The 22,380-nt window shown below is 68.3% G+C and carries 19 protein-coding genes; 4 read left to right on the top strand and 15 right to left on the bottom strand.

Going from position 1 to position 22,380, the window contains the following annotated elements; translation table 11 throughout:
• Positions 1–272 precede the first annotated feature (272 nt).
• The 10 genes from NBRGI_RS08185 to NBRGI_RS08235 all read right to left on the bottom strand — a co-directional run bounded on the left by NBRGI_RS08185 (position 273) and on the right by NBRGI_RS08235 (position 11,718).
• Positions 273–1,349 (bottom strand): alpha/beta hydrolase, encoded by a 1,077-nt coding sequence (locus NBRGI_RS08185; RefSeq protein WP_029894144.1) that lies wholly within the window; start codon positions 1,347–1,349, stop codon positions 273–275.
• Between the two features lie 260 nt (positions 1,350–1,609).
• The gene (gene zomB / locus NBRGI_RS08190) at positions 1,610–3,568 is read right to left on the bottom strand and encodes a flagellar motor control protein ZomB (protein ID WP_029894146.1); all 1,959 of its coding nucleotides are present in this window, start codon (positions 3,566–3,568) and stop codon (positions 1,610–1,612) included.
• Between the two features lie 4 nt (positions 3,569–3,572).
• Positions 3,573–4,499 (bottom strand): decaprenyl-phosphate phosphoribosyltransferase, encoded by a 927-nt coding sequence (locus tag NBRGI_RS08195; protein WP_029894148.1) that lies wholly within the window; start codon positions 4,497–4,499, stop codon positions 3,573–3,575.
• 79 nt (positions 4,500–4,578) lie between these two features.
• Positions 4,579–5,124 carry a phosphatase PAP2 family protein gene (locus NBRGI_RS08205; RefSeq protein ID WP_029894151.1) on the bottom strand — a complete coding sequence of 182 codons (546 nt, stop codon included), beginning with the start codon at positions 5,122–5,124 and terminating at the stop codon, positions 4,579–4,581.
• A 77-nt stretch (positions 5,125–5,201) separates the two neighbouring features.
• Complete coding sequence (locus tag NBRGI_RS08210) at positions 5,202–7,142, bottom strand: glycosyltransferase (protein ID WP_029894153.1); 1,941 nt, start codon at positions 7,140–7,142, stop codon at positions 5,202–5,204.
• Positions 7,139–8,365, bottom strand: a complete 1,227-nt coding sequence (glf, locus tag NBRGI_RS08215; RefSeq protein WP_029894155.1) for a UDP-galactopyranose mutase — start codon at positions 8,363–8,365, stop codon at positions 7,139–7,141. Before glf ends, NBRGI_RS08210 begins: the two co-directional genes overlap by 4 nt.
• Positions 8,366–8,614: 249 nt before the next feature.
• The gene (locus NBRGI_RS48050; RefSeq protein ID WP_158439810.1) at positions 8,615–9,205 is read right to left on the bottom strand and encodes a hypothetical protein; all 591 of its coding nucleotides are present in this window, start codon (positions 9,203–9,205) and stop codon (positions 8,615–8,617) included.
• 80 nt (positions 9,206–9,285) lie between these two features.
• Positions 9,286–9,864, bottom strand: coding sequence for a hypothetical protein (locus NBRGI_RS08225; protein WP_029894159.1), 579 nt, complete (start codon positions 9,862–9,864; stop codon positions 9,286–9,288).
• A gap of 79 nt (positions 9,865–9,943) precedes the next feature.
• Positions 9,944–10,699 (bottom strand): MerR family transcriptional regulator, encoded by a 756-nt coding sequence (locus tag NBRGI_RS08230; RefSeq protein ID WP_029894161.1) that lies wholly within the window; start codon positions 10,697–10,699, stop codon positions 9,944–9,946.
• An 83-nt stretch (positions 10,700–10,782) separates the two neighbouring features.
• Complete coding sequence (locus NBRGI_RS08235; protein WP_029894164.1) at positions 10,783–11,718, bottom strand: EamA family transporter; 936 nt, start codon at positions 11,716–11,718, stop codon at positions 10,783–10,785.
• A gap of 107 nt (positions 11,719–11,825) precedes the next feature.
• Between NBRGI_RS08235 and NBRGI_RS08240 the strand changes: the two genes are divergently transcribed.
• Positions 11,826–12,326 carry a MarR family winged helix-turn-helix transcriptional regulator gene (locus tag NBRGI_RS08240; protein ID WP_029894166.1) on the top strand — a complete coding sequence of 167 codons (501 nt, stop codon included), beginning with the start codon at positions 11,826–11,828 and terminating at the stop codon, positions 12,324–12,326.
• Positions 12,327–12,358: 32 nt separating this feature from the next.
• On the opposite strand, the gene NBRGI_RS08245 is transcribed toward NBRGI_RS08240, so the two are convergent.
• Complete coding sequence (locus tag NBRGI_RS08245; RefSeq protein WP_036557996.1) at positions 12,359–13,651, bottom strand: SpoIID/LytB domain-containing protein; 1,293 nt, start codon at positions 13,649–13,651, stop codon at positions 12,359–12,361.
• Positions 13,652–13,982: 331 nt separating this feature from the next.
• On the opposite strand from NBRGI_RS08245, the gene NBRGI_RS48975 reads away from it, so the two are divergent.
• Together NBRGI_RS48975 and NBRGI_RS47285 are read left to right on the top strand one after the other, a co-directional pair.
• Positions 13,983–14,912: a hypothetical protein gene (locus tag NBRGI_RS48975; RefSeq protein ID WP_036557951.1), complete on the top strand. Its 930-nt coding sequence runs from the start codon at positions 13,983–13,985 to the stop codon at positions 14,910–14,912.
• Positions 14,885–16,600, top strand: coding sequence for an N-acetylmuramoyl-L-alanine amidase (locus tag NBRGI_RS47285; RefSeq protein WP_051727573.1), 1,716 nt, complete (start codon positions 14,885–14,887; stop codon positions 16,598–16,600). The genes NBRGI_RS48975 and NBRGI_RS47285 overlap by 28 nt, the downstream gene beginning before the upstream one ends.
• A gap of 321 nt (positions 16,601–16,921) precedes the next feature.
• On the opposite strand, the gene NBRGI_RS08255 is transcribed toward NBRGI_RS47285, so the two are convergent.
• The 3 genes from NBRGI_RS08255 to NBRGI_RS08265 all read right to left on the bottom strand — a co-directional run bounded on the left by NBRGI_RS08255 (position 16,922) and on the right by NBRGI_RS08265 (position 19,681).
• Positions 16,922–17,722 (bottom strand): Cof-type HAD-IIB family hydrolase, encoded by an 801-nt coding sequence (locus NBRGI_RS08255; protein WP_029894172.1) that lies wholly within the window; start codon positions 17,720–17,722, stop codon positions 16,922–16,924.
• 96 nt (positions 17,723–17,818) lie between these two features.
• Positions 17,819–18,496, bottom strand: coding sequence for a response regulator (locus NBRGI_RS08260; protein WP_029894174.1), 678 nt, complete (start codon positions 18,494–18,496; stop codon positions 17,819–17,821).
• Entirely contained in the window at positions 18,497–19,681 is a 1,185-nt protein-coding gene (locus NBRGI_RS08265; RefSeq protein ID WP_029894176.1) for a sensor histidine kinase, read from the bottom strand.
• Between the two features lie 226 nt (positions 19,682–19,907).
• Between NBRGI_RS08265 and NBRGI_RS08270 the strand changes: the two genes are divergently transcribed.
• Positions 19,908–21,407, top strand: coding sequence for an alpha/beta hydrolase (locus tag NBRGI_RS08270; RefSeq protein WP_029894178.1), 1,500 nt, complete (start codon positions 19,908–19,910; stop codon positions 21,405–21,407).
• Here NBRGI_RS08270 and NBRGI_RS45010 read toward each other — a convergent pair.
• Entirely contained in the window at positions 21,404–22,273 is an 870-nt protein-coding gene (locus tag NBRGI_RS45010; protein WP_051727574.1) for a hypothetical protein, read from the bottom strand. The two genes, NBRGI_RS08270 and NBRGI_RS45010, sit on opposite strands and share 4 nt — an antisense overlap.
• Between the last annotated feature and the right edge of the window lie 107 nt (positions 22,274–22,380).

Genomic DNA, 22,380 nt, shown 5'->3' on the forward strand with positions numbered 1-22,380 from the left:
TAGCAAATATCTGGCAATCTACACCGGCCCCCGTATCGGACACCAAGAGCCCTCGTCCACGCAAATCGGACGAATCGACCTCAGCACATGTTCTCCGTGTATCAATCGGTACTGGATGCTTCTATGTTGCTGGAAAGTGACCCAAGCCACAACTTTCGCGCCCGTACCCTTCTCATTCGTTACCAAACAAGCGTTGGACGTCCGCCCTGCACAAAGAAACCGCCCGGTGCTGGTGCACCGGGCGGTTCGCGTCGAAGCGACCTATCGGAAGATCATCCGATATTGGCGGACATGTCCGGAATCATCCGGTAAACCTCGTCGGCCCAATAGGTCCAGTTGTGCACACCGACGGCCGGGAAGTCATAGGTGGCGTTGTTGGCACCCAGCGTGAGCATCCGGACCTGGAACGCGCGGGTGTTGGCGAGCGCGAGCGCCTCGAGTCCCATCGCGTTGAGGGTGTTGAAGCTCAGCCCGTCGGCGCCACTGGGCAGGCCGCTGCCCGCGGAGATCCACAGCCGGGTGTTGTTGGCCTTCAACCGCGGCGCGAACACGAACGGATCCATCCGCAGCCACTGCGGGCCCCACGGCGGCGCCATCGCGTCGATGTTGAAGCCGCCCGCGTCCAGCATGGCCACCCGCAGCGCCTCGCGCATACCCGGCGCCGAGATGTTCAGGTAGCCGGAATACGAACCGGCGTAACGGAACTGGTCCGGGTGGTACGCGGCCAGGGTGAGCGCCGCGCTGCCGCCCATGGACAGCCCGAACACCGCGTTGTTGTTCGGATTGAAGCCGAGCCGGTCACGCAGCGCGTTGCGCAGGTTCTGGGTGAGGAAGGTCTCCCACTTGTAGGTGTTCGACTTGCCCATCCCCGCGGAACCGGAGAGCAGGCCCGAGCCGGAGTTACCCGAACCCGTGCTGGCCGAACCGGTGGAGGAGGAACCCGCGCTGCCGAGGCCGAAGAAGTTGCTCGGCCCGTTCCAGTCGGCGTAGAAGCTCGACGGGCCGCCGACCGGCATGACGACGTTCATGTTCCACTTGGTCAGCTCGCGCACGACCTCGGTATCGACTTCCCAACCGCTCAGGTCGGGGCGCGCCCGCATACCGTCGAGCGCGTAGACCACGCGCCCGGTGTTGCCGTCGGCGGCGCGGAAGACCCGGCTCTTGATCGGCCCCATCTCGGAGTCGACCCAGAAATCGAAGCCGTCCGGATTGAAGGCGGCCGACGCGGTTCCGGCGGGACCTGCCACCGACACCCCGAGCGGGAGCAGAATCGCCATCGACACCAGCACCGAACGCTTCAGCCACGATCCGGCTCTTCGAGTATTCAGACGCCCGAACACGCCTCGCATCAGTTTCGACCTCTCGTTCACGCAACGGCATCGGCCGTGTCTCACGATGACCCGCCGATGCCCACAACAAGTTGACGTCATGACGGGCGTACTTTCGCAGCGTAGCGCTTCATCGTTGCGGGGGCGTTATCGAAACGAGACTAAGCGGTGGACGCCACGTTGTAGAGCCTCGCCAATGCGACCACTGGGCCCCCTGTGAACGGTGGGCCCAGTGGGTACGTCCTTGGGTGGCCGCAATGTGCCACCGTGGCGGAATTGCGTCAGCGCGGCGGCTGCGGCGGCCTGGGGAACGGATCGACCAGACCGCAGCGCTCGATCTCGTACTTCGGCACGCGATCGATCCGGTACTCGGCGAAACGCAGCGCGTTCTTCAGGTTGTGCCGGAAGCGCTCGAAGGTGAGCGGTTCCCGGGAGGAGATGAGCAGCGCCTGGGTGTCCGGGCAGGACATCGCGGTGCGCGCCTGGGTCACCCACTTCTCGTCCATGTACCAGGGCATCCACGGGTGCCGGTCGACCATGCCGGTGTCCACGACCACCCAGTCCGAATACAGGTTCTTGTCGTGCCCGATGCGGCCGTCGACGAGCCGCTCGGTATGCGCGGCAAGCGGATACGCCAGCCCCATCTGGTCGATGACGCGCACGTTCAGCGGCACGTTCATGCTGGTCATGCCCAGGTTCAGGAAGTAGACCGTATGCCCGGCGCCACCCGCGGGGATCGGCTGCGGCGGCGGCGCGATGTACCAGAACATGAACGACGGCGAGTTCAGCAGCAGGCCGCCGTTCGGGGTGTCGGCGATGCCGTTGACCATCGGCCGGATGCGCGGGTAGTCGAGGTAGTCCTCGGCCAGGATCGGGTGATCGTGCCCGGTGTTGAGCACGTAGTAGACCCGTTCGTCCACGATGCCGGACGAGCTGATCTTGGTGCCGGTCTTGATGGCCGTGGTGTTGGCCGCGAACAGCGCCCAGCCCGCAGTGCCGAGCAGCGCGAACAGCACCACGACGAAGGACCAGTCGGCCGCGGTCGCCGCGCGCAGGCCGCCCTGCGGCAACCGGACCGGCACCACCGCGACCGGCAGCAGCAGCAAGAACAACTGCGCCAACAGCATTCGGCCGTGCATGAAGTCACCGCCGACGCGCAGCGCGTACACGGTGAGGACGAATCCGCTGAACAGCACCAGGGTCACCACGGCGGCAGGCGACCGCAGCCACTCGCGCACCCGGCGCACGCTGCGACGCTGTGGTTCGTCGGGAGTGGCATGCTGTCCGGCGGGCGCGGCCGCGGGACGGGAGCGCGCCGCCACGACACCCGCGGCGAGCAGCACCAGCAGCGGTACCCACAGGTAGTACGGGCCGACCAGATCCCAGAGGTAGGTGAAGCCCTGTCCCCACTTCGCGCCACCGGCGTCCTTGGCCACCGCGGTGTTCGGGTAGGGCAGGCCGTAGTAGCCCATCCGCCAGATCTGGTAACCCAGCGGCAGCACACCCGCGACGGCGATGATCAAGGCGCGCAACACGATCGGGCGCAGCTTCGACTCGGGCATCGGGGCGAGGAAGATCATCAGCAGCGCCAGGCCGCCGACCACGGCCATCTCGGGCCGGATCAGCGGCGCGAGTCCGGCGAGGAACACCAGGCCGAACAGCCCGGGCAGGCGCACCCGCTCGGCCTGGCTCCAGCGCACCAGCTGCCACCACAGCAGGCCGAGCCAGCAGATGACCAGGCAGCTCTCCAGGCCCGAGGTGACGTAGTCGCGCGCGGGCGGCACCGCGATGTAGACGAGCGCGCCCGCGGGCAGCAGCAGTCCGGACTTCGTGCCGCCCCACAGCCGGCCGGTGCCGAGCATGGCGAACACCATCGCCGCGAGCGAGAGCGTCAAAGCCACACCGAGCACGACGTATTCGAGCCTGGCCTGAGTGAGCCAGCTGAAGAACCAGACGATATAGGTCCACGCGGTGCTGGTGTTGGTCTCGACCCGCTCGTCCATGTTGAAGACGGGGCCGTTGCCTGCCAGCAGATTGCGCACCGTGCGCAGCACGATGAGTCCGTCGTCGGCGATCCAGCGACGCTGCCAGCCGCCGACGGCGAAAAGGACGACGGTGAGCACGATCCCACCGACGAACGTGGCTCGGGATAGCCGGGCGAACCGCGACGCCGAGCGGGCCGGCTGCTCAGCCGGCCCGTCGTTCGCGTTCTCCGAACGCTGCACTCCCGCTACCAACATCTCGTCAGGTGAGATAGACAGCGACACCTACCGCTCCGATCAAGGCGATTGCGAGGAGCTGGAGGACGCGGTCCCCCAGCGCGATCTCTTCAGGTTCACCGGCCTGGCCGCCATCGACGTCGACCGCGTAACGCAGAATTGCGATGGTAAACGGAATCATAGAGATTGCGTACCAATTGGTGTCTTTCAGGCTGTCCTGCTGGAAGGCCCACAGACCGTAGAACACCACGACGGCGGTCGCCGCGAGGGTCCAGACGAATCGCAGATAGGTCGGCGTGTAGTACTCCAGCGACCTGCGGATCTTGGCGCCCGTGGCCAACGCGATCTGCAGTTCGGCGTAGCGCTTACCGGCCGCCATGAACAGCGAGCCGAATGCCATGACCAGCAAGAACCATTGCGACAGATCGATATTCGCGGCCGCGCCACCGGCGACCGCACGCAGCAGGAAGCCCGAGGACACGATGCAGATGTCCAGCACCGCCTGGTGCTTGAGGCCGAAGCAGTAGGCCAGCTGGATGCCGATGTAGACCGCCATCACCACGGCGAGATGCCAAGAGGCCAGGAACGATCCGGCGATCGAGCCGACGAGCAGCACCAGCGACAGCGCGTAGGCGAGGTTGACCGGGACCACGCCGGCCGCGATCGGCCGGTACCGCTTGGTCGGATGCGCGCGGTCGGCTTCCACGTCGAGCGCGTCGTTGACCAGGTAGATGCCCGAGGCCGCCATGCAGAAGACCACGAACGCGATGCCGACGTGCGCGAGCACGTCGATCTCGTTCGCCGTACCCGCGGCCAGCGGGGCCGCGAGCACCAGGACGTTCTTGACCCACTGCCGCGGGCGGATCGCCTTGAACAGCCCACCGGCCAACGTCTTCGGCGGACCCTTGACGACCGCTTCCGCTAGGTCGGCTCCGGTTGGCTCTTCACTCATGACGCCACCTCGCTGACGCTCGGCTCCGTCATGCGCGACGCGCGCTGTGTCATGATTCGCTCGCTGCGCTCCCTCATGGTCACTTACCAGTGCTCTTTCTTGTGCGGTCATCGAGTCTCTTTTCGGCGGCAAGCACAACGGCGGCGGACGCGGCACCGAGTGCGGAACCGGCGAGCACATCGGAGGGATAGTGCACCCCGAGGACAACCCGGGAGAGCAGCATCGGCGGCACGAGCACCGCAGGCAAGGGTAGCCCGGTCAATCTGCCGAGCAACACGGCCGCCGCGGTGGTCGAGGTGGCATGCGAGGACGGGAAGCTCAGCTTGCTCGGCGTCGACACGTTGACCTGCACCGAAGGATCGTTCGGCCGCGGGCGGCGGACCACCCGCTTGATCACGATCGAGGCCGCGTGCGCGCCGACGGCGCCCACCGCCACCCCGGCCCACTGCCTGCGCCGCGGCTTGTCCACGACCCACCCCGCGGCCGCGACGGCGACCCAGCCGAGGGCGTGCTCACCGAAGTGCGACATCCCGCGGGCGGCCTTGATCACTTCGGGGGTGGCGATCTTGGCCTGCACCGCGTTGAGAATCTTCACCTCGGCCGGGACCTGCGTGCTCGACGGCACCGCCGAGACCGGCCCGCCGTGCCCGTTCGAACTCTGCAGCGGCTGATTCACCGCCGTGTTGTCGACTGCACCCGAACTCAAGACTTCTCGCCCTTCGTCTGCGCACCGAGGCCGAAGGCGTTCTCCCAGGCCGCGGTGCTGGTCAGCTGCGGATGCGCGGCGCGGTAGCGCTGCTGCATCTCGGGGAAGCGCGCGGCCAGTTCCTTGCGCAGGCGCATCGCTTCTTTGAACAGGCCGAGGGCCTGGCGCGGGTCACGCTTGCGGTAGACCACGCCACGTCCGTCGGCGGTGGTGACGGTAACCCCGTCGACCTGCGACAGCAAGAACCACCGCGCGTCCAGTGTCGGGACGTTCAGCTGCGGGGTCTCGTGATGCTGGGCATGCGCCGGACGCAGGTTGTGCAGCACGCCCTTGGCCAGCCGGACCACCTTGGCGATCGGGTTGGCCGGTTCGGCGACCGCGCCCACCTCGAGGTGGCTGGCCAGCGGCAGCTCGGTGGACGAGGGCAGGATCACCGCGTCCGGGTACTGCTTGCGCAGCGCGTGCACCGCGCCGAGCGCGCTCGGCAGCAGCTGGAACAGCCGCTCCGGCCCGGCGAGGAAGTCGCGGATGGCCAGATTCTGGATGGCGACCGTCGAATACTCCAGGCAGAGCAGATGTTTCAGCGTCGCCTTGATCGTGTTGACCACCATCGCCTTGCCGTTGCCCGGCAGGTGCAGCGAGGCCACGACCAGGCGATTGCGCAGGTGGAAGTAGGCCTGCCAGTCGATCGCGTCGTCCTTGTCGCTCCACGCCATATGCCAGACCGCGGCACCGGGCAGGGTGACCGTCGGGTAGCCGTGGTCGCGTGCGCGCAGACCGTATTCGACGTCGTCCCACTTCAGGAACAGCGGCAACGGCTGCCCGATCTGCTCGGCGACCTGCCGCGGGATCACGCAGGTCCACCAGCCGTTGAAATCGACGTCGATGCGCCGGTGCAGCAACTTTGAGTTGTCACGGTCCTTGAGCGGGTGCTTGGCGAAGTCGTGGTCGTATTCGACGTTCGGCGCGGAGGTCCACATGAAGATGCCGCGGTCCACCACCTCGCCCATGCTGTGCAGGTGCGAACGCTCCTGCAGGTTCAGCATCTGACCGCCGACGAGCATCGGCGACTTGGCGAACCGGGCGAAGGCCAGCGCGCGCAGGATCGAGTCGGGCTCGATCTCGATGTCGTCGTCCATGTAGACGATGTACTCGGCGTCGGTGTTCTTCAACGCCTCGTACATCACCCGGCTGTACCCGCCGGAGCCGCCGAGGTTCGGCTGGTCGCGGATCACCAAGCGGTCCCCGAGCACGGCGGCCGCCTCGGCGAAACCGGGTTCGTCGACCACCTTGCGGTTGCCCTGATCGGCCACGATCACCGCGGCGACCTGCTCGAGCACCAGCGGGTCGGAGCCGAGTGCGCGCAGCGTCTGCACCAGATCCGTCGGCCGGTTGAAGGTCGGCATGCCGCACGCGATGGAGCCCGTGCCGGGCGCCTCGATCGGCGCGTACCAGCCGCCGGCCAGCAGGGTGACCGCGGTGTCGGAGGTGATGTCGAACCAGATCCAGCCGCCGTCCTCGAACGGGCCGAGATCGGTCTCGAACTCCACCGACACCGATTCGGTGCCGGGCGCGACGGCGAATTCCTTGCCCTGCACGTGGATTCGCGAACCGTCCGCCTTCGAGCGGTACACGTCGACCCGGCCGTGCCCGGCCAGTTCCAGCCGCAGCACCACCGCGGACAGGACGCTCCAGCGGCGCCAGTAACTGGCGGGCAGCGCGTTGAAGTAGGTGCAGAACGACACCTCGGACTCCGCGCCGATGGACAGCGAGGTCCGGGTGGCGGCGTGCGCGCGCCGGGCGTTGGTGGCGGATTCCTCGACGTACAGGGTGCGCACATCCAGCGGCTCACCCGGCCGGGGCAGGATGATCCGTTGCAGCAGCGACTTCGCGCGGGTCTCGGTGGCCATATCGTCCAAAAGGGATTGGGAGGTCATTCTGCACTTTCAGCGGTCAGCGGGGCGCCGGTCTCCAGGTGCGGCCGCAGCACATTGTCGAACATGCTCAGCGCGCTACCGATCGCCATGTGCATGTCCAGGTACTGGTAGGTGCCCAGGCGGCCGCCGAAAAGGACCTTCTCCGTTGCGGTTTCCTTCTTCGCGAGCGCGCGGTAGGCGGCCAGCTTGGCGCGGTCCTCCGGCGTGTTGATCGGGTAGTACGGCTCGTCGCCGGTCTGCGCGAAGCGGGAGAACTCGCGCATGATCACCGTCTTGTCGTTCGGGTAGTCGCGCTCCGGGTGGAAGTGGCGCGGCTCGATGATCCGGGTGAACGGCACGTCCGCGTCGTTGTAGTTCATCACCGAGGTGCCCTGGTAGTCACCGGTCTCGAGTACCTCGGTCTCGAAATCGATGGTGCGCCAGCCGAGTTCGCCCTCCTGGTAGTCGAAGTAGCGATCCAGCGGGCCGGTGTAGACGACCGGCGCGTCCGGGTTCGCCGCGCGCAGTTCCTCGCGCACCTCGAACCAATCGGTGTTCACCCGCACCTCGATGAGCTCCGAGGCGGCCATGTTCTCCAGCCACTTCGTGTAGCCCTCTTTGGGCAGGCCCTCGTAGGTGTCGTTGAAGTAGCGGTTGTCGAAGGTGTAGCGCACCGGCAGCCGGGTGATGTTGCCCGCGGGCAGTTCCTTCGGGTCGGTCTGCCACTGCTTGGCGGTGTAGTCACGGATGAACGCCTCGTACAGCGGGCGCCCGATCAGCGAGATCGCCTTCTCCTCCAGGTTCTGCGCGTCCTTGGTCTCGATCTCCGAGGACTGCTCGGCGATGAGCTTGCGCGCCTCCTCCGGCGTGAAGTAGCGGCCGAAGAACTGCGAGATCAGGCCCAGCCCCATCGGGAACTGGTAGGCCTGGCCCTTGTGCATCGCGAAGACCCGGTGCTGGTAGCCGGTGAACTCGGTGAACTGGGTGACGTAGTCCCACACGCGCTTGTTCGAGGTGTGGAACAGGTGCGCGCCGTACTTGTGGATCTCGATGCCGGTATCCGGATCCGGTTCCGAATAGGCATTACCGCCCATGTGGTAGCGACGGTCGAGCACTAGAACGCGTTTGCCGAGCACCGAGGCGGCGCGTTCGGCGACGGTCAGGCCGAAGAAGCCGGAGCCGACGACGATCAGGTCGTACTGTGCGGAGTTGGCGGAGGTACCCGGGGACGATGCGACGGTCACGGGAGCCCAGAGTATCCGAAGTCCGCGCGGGCCCCGGGTGGAGTCGCGAGGAGCACGGAACCGGCCCCTGTCCCGGCCCGCTTTCGCGTCCCCGCCACCCGAATTTCGCCCGGAATTCGCCGATCATGGAGCCACCGGTAAGGCGTCGGCGGTTCACTGATCGGTCACCCGTTGCCGCGCGCATTTCGTCGCGCCGCGCGGGTGTCGTTCGAAGGACACGCGCGCGGGGCAATGGAAGATGCGCGGCGGTCAGGGCCGGGTCGGCTGGTGGGGTTGTCCGCCTTGCGGGTTCGGGTGTGGGTGCGGTGCTGGGAAGGGTTGCGGTACGGGCCGGACGGAGGTCACCGGCGGCGTCGCGAGGGCGAGGACCGTGGCGGTCAAGGCGACGACCGCGCCGCAGACGAGCACCAGGAAGGAGAATTCCGCGTCGACGGCCAAACCGCGCTCGCCGCCGTAGACCACGTTGATCAGGCCCCCGACGAAAGTCCAGACGCCTCCGATGAGCAGCAGCGGGCGGCCGAGCGGCTTGCCGCTGAGGTACAGCAGGCCGCCCAGCGCGAGGACCCCGGCCATGAACGCGGAAACGACCAGCAGGATTTCCAGCCCGAAATGGACGTCCGCGGTGAGTTTCCAGGCGTCGTAGGTCTCCAGGAACGTGCGGTCGCCGCTTGTCGGCTTCTTGATCCTGTCTACCGTCCGCAACACGTGCGCGCCGAGCAGTGCGCCACCGCAGACAGTGAGACCGCCGACGCATGCGGCCAGACCTGCCAGCACCTCGGATGACGGGCGCGGCACCGGCGGCGGGAAGTAATTACCGGGTCGGCCATATGGATCGTTCATCGAACCCCCCTCGCGATACGAGGGAACCCTACCGGGTGCAGGGCTGTCGATCGAGCCCTGCGCAGGGCAGCGGCGCTGGGTCAGGCGTCGAGATTTGCGTAGTTCGTTCGCTCGGCGCGACGTCGGGGCGCAGTGAACTCGAGCCAGCGGGCGGTGTAGCGGGATGAAGCGAACAGGAACACCGCGAGCGGGAAGACCGCGGCGGCGAGAGCCGCCATCCATTCGCGGTGCAGCAGCGCGGTCAGGCTGCCGATGAGCCCGCCGAACAGGCCGTTGACGGTTTCGAACACCCGGCTTTGTGCCGGAACCCAATCGATGCCGTAGTCGGGCTGGTATCCGGTGAGCGAAACCACCAGGGCGGCAAGGGCTGTCACGGTCAGCACGCCCGAGGTGACGATCAGGATGTAGCGACCGGTCTCGTTGCGGCGCAACAGCAGGACAGCGCCGTACCCGAGGGCGAGCGCGGCGAGCAACGCACCCACGATCGAGAACGCGGCGAGCGATTTGTCGATATGCGGCGGCTGATGGCGCAGGGCGTTCAACACCGCCCGCTCACCCCACAATTGGAACAGGGCGGTGCAGAGTGCGAGCACCCCCGCGACGGTCGCGACCACGCCACCGGGTTCCGAGGTGCGTGTACCCGGCTCGGCCTCTGCCATGTCTGGCCCCCTTTCGGTCGACCGCACCGAAACGGCCGGCACGCATCATTATGCGCACCGGCCGTCGGCCCAGCTCGATCTACAGCTGTGTCTCCGCGTAGACCCGCATGGCGTCCCGGACGAACTCCGCCGTCCCCGCACCGTGCACGTCGTAGTTCGCGCCGAAGCGCGGATCCGCGACGTACATCTCGCCGAGTCCGATGAATGCCTCCTTCACCACGGCCCGGCCCTGCCAGCCGTCGCCGATCCAGGCGCGGTGGCGGGCGGTGATCGCCTGGGCCTCGGGGCTGTCGGGGGTGAGCCCGGCGGCATGTGCCCTGCCGTAATCCGCGGCGATGTCCTTGGCGGCCTGCATATGCGCCTGCTTCTGTTCCGCAGTGAGTCCGCGCCACCATTTGTCACCGCTGTCGTAGGCCTCCCTACCCCAGCGCTCGATCACCTCGTCCTTGTACTGCGTGTGGTCGAAGCCGTCGAAAACCTCTGCTGCCATGAGTTGTTCACCTCTTTCCGTCTTGTGCAGCGTTGTTTGCACCGACTCGATCTGGCGCCGGATCCGATCCTGTTCCTGCCGGAGCAGTTCCAGGTGCGTGCGCAGTGCGGCACCGGTGTCCTGTTCGCCCGCGAGCACTTCGGCGATGACCGGCAGGCCGAGGCCGAGTTCACGCAGCAGCAGGATGCGTTGCAACCGCACCAGGGAGTCCTGGTCGTAGAAGCGGTAACCGTTGGTGCCGATCCGGCTCGGCGGCAACAGCCCGAGCTGCCCGTAGTGGCGCAGCGTGCGGCTGGTGGTACCGGCCGCCTTGGCCAGATCCTGGATGGACCATTCGGTGCGCACGACCTTCTCCCTTCTTTCTCGTCGGTGTATCCAGCATGCAAGTTGACGCTACGTCAAGGTCAACCCTGATTATCTGGCGGATTTCAGCGGGACTCGACCAGCACGGGGGCGGGGGCCGCGACGACCGCCGCGGGCTTCGGGCGTCCGGCGAGCTGGCCGTACACGGTGCCGGCCAGCGCAATCACCAGCCCCGCCACCTGCAGCGGGCCGAGCGCCTGCCCCAGCGCGATCCACCCGATCACCGCGGCCGACACCGGGCTCAGCAGTCCGAGGAAGGCGACCGAGGTGGCGGGCACCTTGGAGATGCCACGCACCCAGAGCCAGTAGGCCACGGCGGTTCCGATCACGGCGAGGTACAGGTAGCCGCCGATGGCGCGGCCGTCCAGCGCGGGCGGCGCACCCTCGACGAGCAGGGCCAGCGGCAGGATGAACAGGCCGCCGGCGGTCAGCTGCCAGCCGGTCAGCACCAGCGGGCCGACCCCCTCGGGCCGCCCCCAGCGCTGGGTGAACACGGTGCCCGCCGCCATGGACGCGGCTCCGGTCAGTCCGGCGATGACGCCGACGGTGTCCAGCTGCGCGTTGGCCTTCAACACCACGAGCGCGACACCGAAGACGCCGATCAGGCCGGCGATCACCTTGCGCCCGTTGGGCTTTTCCGCGAGCACGACGGTCGCGAAGGCGAGGGCGAACATCGGCGCGACCGCGCCGAGAACGCCGGCGACACCGCCGGGCAGCCGGTACGCGGCCAAGAACAGCAGCGGGAAGAACGCGCCGATATTGAGGATGCCCAGAGCGACGGCCCGGCCGATCCAGACGCCGCGGGGCAGCATACGGGTGAAGGCGAGCAGCACCAGGCCGGCGGGCAGCGCCCGCATGAGCGCGGTGAACAGCGGGCGGTCCGGCGGCAGGAATTCGGTGGTGACGGCGTAGGTGGAACCCCAGACGACGGGGGTGAGGGCGGTCAGCGCCAGGGTGCCCGCGTACGAGGTGCCGGTGCGCGGGGTTGGGCTTATGGTCATGTCGTTCGCTCCTCATTGATAATCTCAACGTTGAAATATCTAGTCGCAGAGGTATCTCAACGTCAAGTTGTTTAACATTAAGATTCTTGAAGGTGAGAGGAGTCACAATGGCGGACGCGGTGGACCTGTTCACCCAGCACTGGAACCGGGAACGGCCCGAGGTCGACGTCTCGCCCATGGCCGTGATCGGCCGGGTTCAGCGGCTGTCGCGGCTGTTCGAGCACGAGCTGAAGCGCTTCTTCGGCGGCTTCGACATGGAGTTCTGGGAGTTCGACGTACTCGCCACACTGCGCCGCTCCGGCAGCGAAGAAGGACTCACCGCGGGTGCGCTGCTCAAGGTGGCGATGGTGACCTCGGGCGCGATCACCAATCGGATCGACCGCCTGGCCACCAAGGGCTGGGTGGAGCGCATCCCGTGCCCGCAGGACCGCAGGGTGATCCGGGTCCGGCTCACCCCGGAGGGCCGCCGGACGATCGACGAGCTATTGCCCAAGCACATGGCCAACGAGCAGCGCATGCTCGCGGCGCTGGACGCGGACTCGCGCGAGCAACTCGCGGGACTGCTCCGCACGCTCACCGAGGCACTGGGCGACGGCGTCCCGGAGTGATTGCCGCGCAACAATACTCGCGATAGCGGCGCTCAGCGGCCCCCGTCCGCGGGGGCGGCCGGAAGCGGCAGGCCCGGCGTCGGCCGCGGGGTCGGCGTCGACGCGGTGGTCGGCGCGGCGGTGCTGCCCGGCCAGGTCGCGGACGCCGTGGGCGGGATGCCGCCGGTCGGCGCGGACTCGTGCGCGACCGGGTCCGGCACCAGTTGCAGCAGCGTGGTGAAGTCGACGACCTGCGCGCCGAGGGTCTCGGTCGCGATGATGACGCCGTTGGTGAACATGCGGTAGGTGCCCGCGTTCTCGGGCAGGACCATCTCCGGGCCGAGGGGTGTGCCCACCGCGCTCGCCGCACCGCCGATCCGCCGGTACTCGACATCGATCGCCGATTCCCCGACGGCCGTCTGCGTGCGTGGATCTATCGGCGGCACAACCACATTCGGCGCGAGATCGGTCAGGGCCGGTCCGACCTCGAAGGTGTAGATATCGGCGGGTTCGCCACCGCCGGGCGCGGAAGAGTACTCCGAGCGCAGAATTCGCCCGTCCCGCACCATGACCGTGCCCGCCGTCGTGGCGATCGCGGCGGCGGCACGCGGATCCTCTTTGTCCGTACCGGGATACACCTGGCAGTCGGTGGTGTCGCAGCTCTGCGCGTACGGATAACGGTGCTCCGCAAGCACATACGAGCGCGCCGCGATCGCCTGCGCCCGCAGCGCCTCGTTCGCGCCCTTGTCCGCCCAGTTGGCCTGCACCTCGGCCGGGACGACACCGAGCAGGTAGTCCTCCACGTCGACCCGGTTGACGGTGCGCGCCGCCCCGTTCTCCTCCGCCAAGCCGAGCGCACCCCGGTACGCCGAGCCGCCGCACAGCGTGAGATGTTCGGCGGCAGGACGATTCGGGCCGGGGTCGACGGGATGGATCCACGGATCGTCGGTCGCGGCCTGCCACAGCACCGCGCCGTCACAGCCGACGGTCACCACGACGTTCGCGCCGCCGCCCGGCAGGAGTGTGAGGTGCGCGGCTTGCCCCGGTTCGACGAATTGCCCGGCGACGCGCAGGCCGGCGCCCGAGAAGGCGTCGAGTGTGGAGTCGTCCTGAGCGGTGAGCCGGATGCCGACGGTGGTTGCCGCAATGGTGCCGAGCTTCGCGCCGGGATAGTAGTAGTCGAGGATGCGTTCGGCGGTCCAGCCCTCCTGGGCGTTCGCCAGCGCGCCGAGCTGGCTCATGCCACGGCCGTGACCGGGCCCGGCCACCGTGCGATACGGCAACTCCCCCGGCGCGGACCAGAGCAGCAGCAGCGTGGCGGCGGCCGTGCCCGCGATGCCCGTCACGAGCACTCTTCGCAGCGTTATCGCAGGTGACAGGCCCGGTCGTCGCCGGACGAAACCACCTCGCGGACCACGCGCGAATTTCACCCGCGTTTGTGCTCCCCCCGTGCGCTGTGCCGTTTCGCGTCGCATCCGTTCACTCCCACGGTTTTCCAGGGCCGGGCGGATTCGATACCTGTCGGCATGTCGTTCCATCCGGCCACAATCCGAGAGCTACATTCGAGCAATCACATAATCCTCAACAAGAGGTTTAGATATGTGACAGTTGTGACTATTGTGATCGTTGATACATCAGGAAGCAACCCTGTTCGACACGATCACTGGTTCGACCTGAATGGAGAAGCTCGTGCCGTACCGCAAACCGAAACGTTCCTACGTCCTCCCGGTTGTCACCACCCTTGCGGTAGCGGCCCCGCTCGCGGTGCTCACGATGAGCGACTCGTCCGAATATCGGCAGACCACCGACACCGAACTCGCCGCCGTACCCGCGCAACTCGCCGAGGTGGTGCTGAATTCGGCCCCCGACATCGTGCTGCCGCTGCGCGAACTGACCGGGCTGGACCTGCCCGACCTGCGCCTGTCCGACCTGCGGATGCTGCCGCTGCCCGCGTCCATCCGAGTCCCGGAGGGCCTACCGCTGCCGCCGGGCGTGCAGCTACCCAAGGAGATCCCCCTACCCAAGCTGAACGGCCCCGCTGCTCCCGGCCGACCGACCGCCCCAGGTCAACCCGCCGCTCCCCGCCCCGGACAGGCCGCCACGCCTGGTCAGACTCAGCTCCCGGGACAGGCCGCCGCCCCAGGTCAGACGCCCCTCCCCGGACAGGCCGCCACGCCCGGCCAGACTCCGCTTCCCGCGCAAGCCGCGACCCCCGGGGGCAACCGCTTCCCGCCCCGGCCGCCGCTCCCGGACAGACGTCGCAAGCCACCGCACCGGGGCAAACACCGCTTCCTGCGCAGGCCGCAGCTCCCGGCGCAGCGCCACAGGCCGCAGTTCCGGGGCAAACACCACTTCCGGCACAGGGCGCGGCACCGGGCCAGATCGCGCAAACTCCCGCGCAGGCCGCAGCTCCCGGACAGACGCCGCTGCCCGAACAGAACCTCCCAGTTCAGAGCCCGGTTCCCGGCCCCGCGCCGGCGGATGCCGCAGGCACGCGGTTCATCGCGGATCCCAGCCAGCTGCCGCCGGGCACCACGCCCGACACGCCCGCGCTGGCTCCCGGCGCGATCCCGCCCGAGATGGCCGATCAGGTCGGCGCGCAGGTGAAGGAGGTGTCGCGGGACACGCCGTTCAGCGTCGTCGCCCTCACCTCGAAGGATCTTGCGAATACCAAGGCGCTGATCCGGGCCCGCCAGTCCGACGGCAGCTGGGGTCCGTGGTTCGACACCGAAGAGGTCGACACCCGCCGCACCGATCGCACCGCCCCCGGCGGCAAGACCGGCACCGAACCGCTCTACGTCGGCACCACCAACGCGGTGCAGATGCTGGTCACCCGCAAGCCCGCCGTGGCGACGACACCCGACGACACCCTCACCCCCGGGACGCCCGCGCGCTCGGACGATCCCGCGCAGATGTCCGCGCTCGACCTCACCGCCGTGCTCATCGATCCGGGCCGCGGCGCCATCGACGGTGCGCTGCACAAGGTCGCCGAGGTGCTGCCCAGCGGCGGTCCCGCCGTGATCAGCCGCGCCGGCTGGGGTGCGGACGAGAACATCCGCTGTGAGGAACCCACCTACGACGACGGTCCCGGCGGGGACGGCCTCGGCGGCATCACCGTGCACCACACCGCGGGCCGCAACGACTACTCGCCCGAGGAATCCGCGGGCATCGTCCGAGCGATCTACGCCTATCACGCACAGACTTTGGGCTGGTGCGATATCGGCTACAACGCGCTGGTCGACAAGTACGGCCAGATCTTCGAGGGCCGCGCGGGCGGGCTCACCCGCGCGGTGCAGGGCGCGCACGCGGGCGGCTTCAACGAGAACACCGCGGGCGTCGCACTGATGGGCAACCACGAATCCGAGCCGCCGAGCGAGGCGGCGATCTACGCCATCGGCAACTTCATCGGCTGGCGCTCGAAGATCGCCCACCTCGATCCGACCGGCTACACCACGATGTACTCCGAAGGCACCGAATTCACCTCCTACGCCATGGGTCAGGCGGTGCAACTGCCCATCGTGTTCGCCCACCGCGACGTCGGCAACACCTCGTGCCCCGGCGACGCCGCCTACGACATGATGGATCGAATCCGCGGCATCGCCGCGAGTGTCGCGGGTGGCGGCGGGCTCGCCGACAGCGGGAACAGCACCGACAGCTACGCGAACAACGGCACCGGAACCGAACAGAGCCAGGCCGCGCCGGCCGCGCCCCAGGCCGCACCACGCAACAAACCCGACCTCGCCGCGCTGGCCGCGCTCACCAAGAAGCTGCTCGCCATGGTCGACCAGAACCCGATCGCCAAACACTGGGCCGCCAAGGGTGGCGCGGACGGGCCGCTCGGCGCGCCGCAAACCGAGCCGATGACCGCCGCGCAGGGACGGCAGTACGCCAAGTTCGCCAACGGCTACGTCTACGCCGCGCCGGACGGCAAGGTCATCGAGGTGCTCGGCAAGATCCTCGATCGCTTCCTCCAACTCGGCGGCGACGCAGGAGTTCTCGGCATCCCGCAGAGCGACGCCTACGCCGTACCGAACGGCCTGCGCTCGGACTTCGAACACGGCTCCCTGATCCTGAACCAGGCGACCGGGATCGTCACCACGGTGTGGAAGACGTTCAACGACACCTACCAGCAGGAGGCGAGTCGCCCTGCGCCGGGTGAGGGGGTTGCCCCTGCGGGCGCTCCGGCACCAGCTCCTGCACCTGCACCTGCACCTGCCGAGGCTCCGGCCCCTGAGGGGTTGCAATTCCCGTCCCCGGCCGACTTCCTCCCACCGGAGCCCGCCCCAGCAGGCTGACTCGACTCGACCCTCCTTCGGAGCCCGCTGCCCGTGATCCCGTCACCGGCAGGGGGCTCCGATCATGTTGGCACCCGGTTCATTCCGGAACGGCGTCAGACGCTCGGGGCACGTGTATCCGCACGGCGTCGCTGCCCTTGCCGGGGCCGTTTCCGCCGTGCCATCGAAACGGCATCGTCGCCGGTTGTGGCGCTGTTGCAGTCTGCGTCCGCGCGCGACGAACTGCCCCTGCTCGGTCGACGATTGCCGCCGGACACGGCTCGCATCGAGCGAGCGGGGGTTTTCGGTCAGCGGGCGCGTTGCGGCTGGTGCGGGACGGACTCAGACCCACCAGCGTTCGAGGACGCGGGCGACGCCGTCGTCCCGGTTGGACTGGGCGACTTCGTTTGCGGCGGCGAGGGTTTCGGGGTGGGCGTTGGCCATGGCGACACCATGGCCGGCCATGGTCAGCATCGGGACATCGTTGGGCATGTCGCCGAACGCGATGATGTTGGCGGATTCGACGCCGAGGCGTTGTGCGACGACCGCCAGACCGGAAGCCTTCGTGACGCCCGGCGCGGACAGTTCGATCAGACCGTGTTCGGTGGAGTACGTGATGTCGGCGCGCGCACCGATCAGCGGGGCGAGCACGGTGCGCATGTCCGAGCTGCGCGCCCCGGGTAGTCGGATCAGCATCTTGATCGCCGGCGCGTCGATGACCTCGTCCCGGGCCACCGAGGTGTCGTCCGGGTTCAGCCAGGCGTGCTCGTACAGCGGCGAACTGACGAACTGCGGGGTGACCGCGTCGTGCGCACTCGCCCCGACCCGTTCGGCCGCGAGACCGCAGCCGGGCAGTGCCTCCTCGGCCAGGTCCGCGATCCAGGACAGGGTGTCCACGTCCAGTGTCATGCTGGTCAGCACCCGGTCGGTCGCGCTGTCGTAGATCACCGCCCCGTTGCCGCACACGCACAGCGGCGCGTAGCCGAGCCCGTCCACCACGGGGTCGATCCAGCGCGGCGGGCGTCCGGTGGCGAGCACGAACGGCACACCGTCGCCGATCAGCGCGTCCACCGCGGCCTTCGTGCGCGCGGTGACCCGCTCGTCGTGATCGATGAGGGTGCCGTCCACGTCGGTGGCCACCATCTTCGGCTTGGGCAGGTGCAAGTGGGTCACCTATTCCATCCTGCCGGACAACCGTCCCCCAGGTGACCCGGTACCACCGGTAGACCCCGACCAGGGTCATTGCTCTGCGTCGCGGACCAACAGCGCGATCTGTACCCGATTGGCGACGCCCAGTTTGGTGAACAGATTGCCGGTGTGCGCCTTGACGGTGGCGACGGTGACCTGTAATCGCGCGGCGATCTCCGGGTTGCCCAGCCCGTCCGCGATGGCTCGCGCGGTGTCGAGCTCGCGTTCGGAGAGGGCAGCCAATCGTTTCCGTGCGGCGTCGCGGGAGGCGCTGCGGGCTTCGCTGGAGCCCGGCCCGGTGGCCGCGGCGATCACCCGCGCCGTGACCGTGGGGGACAGCACGGGGTTGCCCGCCGCGACGGTGCGCACCGCGTCGGCGATCCGGGCAGGCGGAGTGTCCTTGAGCACGAAGCCGAGCGCCCCGGCGCGTAGGGCACCGAGAACCAGCTCGTCGGAGTCGAAGGTGGTCAGCATGAGTACCGCCGGCGCATTCGGCACCGCGCGCAGGTACCGAGTGGTGTCGACACCGTCGCGGCCGGGCATCCGCACATCCATCAGCACGACGTCCGGTCGCTGTTCGTCCACCACCTTGATCGCGGTGTCCCCGTCGGCGGCCTCCGCGACGACGGTCAGATCCGGCTCGCCGTCGATGACGAGCCGTAGTGCCATCCGCACCAGTTGGTCGTCGTCGACGATGACGACGCGCACCATCTCCTGTTCACTGCGCACTCATGCTCTTTTCTCGTGGTCGTGCCCCGGCCAGGGAAGCTGCGCGGCGAGAAGGTACCCGTTGTCGGGCGTGCGACGGTGGTGGAGTGTTCCGCCGGCGAGGGTGATTCGTTCGGCGAGGCCGAGGAGACCGAAGCCCGAGGCCGGTGGCCGGGCGACGACGGTCGCGGCCGCCGAATTGCGGACGCTGACGTTCAGTTCGCCGCCGGGCGTTCCGTCTACGGAGATGTGGACCTGCGCGGCCGGGGCATGTTTCGCGGCGTTGGTCAGCCCCTCCTGAATTACCCGATAGCCGGTCCGCCCCACGGTCTCGGGCGGGGTAGCGGTCACCGTGTTCGTGAGCGTGACGTCCAGGCCCGACGACCGAGCGTCGGCCACCAGTTCCGAGATCCGGTCCAGGGTGGGTTGCGGTGGTTCGGGACGGTCGGGGTCGGCGCGAAGGACACCGAGGACGTCGCGGAGTTCTTCCAGCGCCTGACGGGAACCGTCGGCGATCCCGCGGATCAGCGTGCCCTTCTCCTCGGCCGAGAGGTCGTCACGGTGATCCAGGACGCCGGCTTGCATGGCGACCAGCGAGATCCGGTGTGCGAGCACATCGTGCATTTCGCGGGCGATCCGGTTGCGTTCTGTGGCCTGTGCCTGCGCCGCCCGCGCGGACTGTTCGCGTTCGGCGCTGTCGGCGCGGTCCCGCAGCGATCGCAGTTCGGCGCGACGGGCGTCGATGGCCACACCGGTCGCCACCGCGATCCCCGCGCTCAAGGCAGGCAGCGCGAGTTGCAGCCAGGCCGGAGCGGGCGGCGTGCCGATCGGGTAGAGGTTTTCGCTGAACTGTGCCGCAGTCACATACGCCACGACGACCGCGCCGATCTCGACCGGGCGGCGGCGAGTGGCCAGCGAACACAGTGCCAGCAACGCGGCACCGGTGGCGAGGGCCGAAGCGGCCGAGGCGATCACGACCGCCAGGGCGACGGTGAACGGGAACCGTCGCCGCCACAGCAGTACCGTCAGGCAGCCGAGCGCGATCAACGGATCACCGGTGACGAACCAGGAACACGTATCGGCCGTGCAGCCCGCAGGCAGCGCCGTGGCCAGAGCGAACCAGAAGCCCGCGCCGAGTACCGCAGCCGCCAGCAGACGCCAGGTCTGCTGCCATACCCCGAGTCGTGCGGCGCCGTCGGTGTCCACCCGGTCATTATCGCGACACGCACCGGCCGGAAGCAGCAGCCCAGCGGCTGAGATGGGCTCGACCCAGGGCGAATCGCCGCCTCGACTTTCGTCGAACCCGACTGCCGTCTCCGGAGCGATGTGTCGGCGAGACCGGCTCGACAGACTCGTTCCTGTATCAGCCGGACGCGAGCGCAATGGACGGTCTTCTCGCGGTAGGTGCCATGTCGTCAGGGAGTAGCAGCGTATGAATCGACAACGGACCCGGAGCCTGTTGGCCGTTCTCGGTCTCACCGGAGTGTTGGTCGGGGCGCTCATCGTGGTGGGGGAGCCGGCCGAAGACGTCGCAGCGCAGGTGCAGTGGGGCGGATGTCCGGAGGGGGTCGAAGATCCCGCGGCCGGGCCGGCCCGGTTGCAGTGCGCCACCGTGCGGGCACCGTGGAATTACCGCGAGCCAGAGGGAGCGCAGATCGAGATCATGATCTCCCGGCTGGCGAGTAAAAATCCGGACAGGCGTCGCGGAGTGTTGTTGCTCAACCCCGGTGGTCCGGGTGGTGCGGGGTTGGACCAGCCCAAGTTCCTGGCTGCGCAGGGCCTGCCCGCCGAGGTGCTGGACAGCTATGACGTGATCGGTATGGATACGCGCGGGGTGGGGCATTCGGCGCCGGTGAGTTGCGGGTTCACCGATGATCAGGCGTACTTCGGCAATATCCCGCCGTATGCGGTGAACGATGCGGCGATCACCGAGCGGGCCACGGTCGCCCAAGGGGTCGCCGAACAGTGCGCGGACAACGACCACGAGGGCCGGTTGCGGTACATATCGACCGCGAATATGGCCCGTGACCTGGACCGGATCCGCGAGGCGCTGGGTGCGGACAAAGCCAGCTTCCTCGGTTACTCCTACGGTACCGCGCTGGGCGCCGCCTACGCCTCGATGTTCCCGCAGCGGGCCGACCGCATCGTGCTCGACAGCAATATCGGCGACACCCACCTCGACCACGACGGGATGCGGCTGTACGGCCTCGGCATGGAAGAGACGTTTCCCGACTTCGCCGCATGGGCTGCCGCCCGCCACGACACCTACGGTCTGGGGCGCACACCGGAAGAGGTGCGGCGGACGTACTTCACCCTCACCGAACGACTCGACGCGAACCCGGTGGACGGGATGGACGGCACCCTTTTCCGGTTCGGCACCTTCTTCACGCTCTATCGCCCGGCGTTGTACCCGCAGGCGGCCGAGAGCTGGAAATCGCTGCTCGAAACCGGACGTCCCGGGCCCGCAGGCGGACGCCCACCGGGTACCGGCGCGGCCTCGCCGAACGATAACGCCTGGTCGGTTTTTCTGGCCGTGACCTGCAACGATGCCGAGTGGCCCGAGGACGTCCAGACCTACCATCGTGCCGTCGCCGAGGACCGGGAGCGATACCCGCTCTATGGCGCGGCCGCCGCAAACGTCATGCCCTGCGCCTACTGGAAGCTCGGGCCGTCCGAACCGCCGGTGCGGATCGACGACACCGGCCCGGCCGATGTGCTGATCGTGCAGAACCAGCGCGACCCGGTCACCCCGCTACGCGGCGGCGAGCTGCTCGACGAGAAGTTCGGGCAGCGGTCCCGGCTGGTCACTGTCGACGGAAGTGGGCACGGCGCTTATGTTCTCGGCGGCAACCCCTGCGCCTCCGATGTCGTCACCAGCTACCTGGTGAACGGCGCCATGCCCGAACACGATATGGCCTGCCGCGCGGGCTAGGTGGAGGGTCGGTGCTCGACGTCCGGGTCCGGTGCGGGCGACGCGGGTTTTGCGGACGACGGCGGCTGCCAGACCGAATTGTCGTGGTGCACGGGGGAATCGGATCGGGCTTGCGGGGCCGGGGTCGGTTGGACGCCGTGCGGGGCGGGCCCCCACGTTGCGGGCGGGGTTTCGACGCCGGGTACGTCCCACGCGGGGGCGGCTTGGTTTCCCTGCGGGCCCCAGGCGGGTTGGTCGCCTGGGGTTGGCATCGCGGGTGAGGCCTGCCAGGTGGGGTTGGGAGGTTGCCACGGCTGCGGGGTCCAAGGGATGCCTTGGGGTGAGGCGTACGGGTACGCGGGTGGAGTGTGGGCGAGCCAGCGGGTGGTGGCGGGGACCAGGGCGAGGACGGCGGTGCCGACGGGGAAGAGCAAGCCGACGAGGCCGCTGATGCCGGTGCTCAGGTTTATGGAACTGTCCCACGAGCCGCCCGCGGATTGGACGAGGGCGAACGAGACGATGCCGAGGACGATCGCCGCCGCGCAGCCGAGCACGACGAGCATCCGGCCGAACTGTTTGCGGCGCAACAGGCCGATCGCGCCGACGCCGAGCGGCACCGCGGTCAGCATCGCCGCCACCCCGGTGGTGAGGGCGAAAGTCCGGTACCAACTCTGCCCCAGCAGTCCGGTCGAATCGTATTCGCCGAGTTCATGGCCGATATCGATGATCCCGAACACCAGGTTCACCACGCCGCCGAGTAATTGCCCGACCGCGCCGACACACGCGAGCACGCCCGCGGTGATCGCGGTCGCCCCACTGGGCGCAGGCACAACGCCCGGATAGCCGGGATACGGGTTGTAGCCGCTGGGATATTGCGGTGACACCATGACTCCCCCTCAGCGGAAAAACCGCGCACATGTCTGTGCCGCCAAGAATAAAGGACATGCCCGAACGCCACGTGCCACGCGCGTTCGGGTCGACGTCCTTATGATCA

The organism is Nocardia brasiliensis IFM 10847 (assembly GCF_000710915.1).
GTDB lineage: Bacteria > Actinomycetota > Actinomycetes > Mycobacteriales > Mycobacteriaceae > Nocardia > Nocardia brasiliensis_A.

Bases quoted from the DNA above. Each gene is read 5' to 3' on its own strand.
- NBRGI_RS08185 (WP_029894144.1), bottom strand. From the start codon at position 1,349: ATGCGAGGCGTGTTCGGGCGTCTGAATACTCGAAGAGCCGGATCGTGG.
- zomB (WP_029894146.1), bottom strand. From the start codon at position 3,568: ATGTTGGTAGCGGGAGTGCAGCGTTCGGAGAACGCGAACGACGGGCCG.
- NBRGI_RS08195 (WP_029894148.1), bottom strand. From the start codon at position 4,499: ATGAGTGAAGAGCCAACCGGAGCCGACCTAGCGGAAGCGGTCGTCAAG.
- NBRGI_RS08210 (WP_029894153.1), bottom strand. From the start codon at position 7,142: ATGACCTCCCAATCCCTTTTGGACGATATGGCCACCGAGACCCGCGCG.
- NBRGI_RS48050 (WP_158439810.1), bottom strand. From the start codon at position 9,205: ATGAACGATCCATATGGCCGACCCGGTAATTACTTCCCGCCGCCGGTG.
- NBRGI_RS08225 (WP_029894159.1), bottom strand. From the start codon at position 9,864: ATGGCAGAGGCCGAGCCGGGTACACGCACCTCGGAACCCGGTGGCGTG.
- NBRGI_RS08235 (WP_029894164.1), bottom strand. From the start codon at position 11,718: ATGACCATAAGCCCAACCCCGCGCACCGGCACCTCGTACGCGGGCACC.
- NBRGI_RS08240 (WP_029894166.1), top strand. From the start codon at position 11,826: ATGGCGGACGCGGTGGACCTGTTCACCCAGCACTGGAACCGGGAACGG.
- NBRGI_RS48975 (WP_036557951.1), top strand. From the start codon at position 13,983: ATGGAGAAGCTCGTGCCGTACCGCAAACCGAAACGTTCCTACGTCCTC.
- NBRGI_RS47285 (WP_051727573.1), top strand. From the start codon at position 14,885: ATGGCCGATCAGGTCGGCGCGCAGGTGAAGGAGGTGTCGCGGGACACG.
- NBRGI_RS08255 (WP_029894172.1), bottom strand. From the start codon at position 17,722: ATGGTGGCCACCGACGTGGACGGCACCCTCATCGATCACGACGAGCGG.
- NBRGI_RS08270 (WP_029894178.1), top strand. From the start codon at position 19,908: ATGAATCGACAACGGACCCGGAGCCTGTTGGCCGTTCTCGGTCTCACC.
- NBRGI_RS45010 (WP_051727574.1), bottom strand. From the start codon at position 22,273: ATGGTGTCACCGCAATATCCCAGCGGCTACAACCCGTATCCCGGCTAT.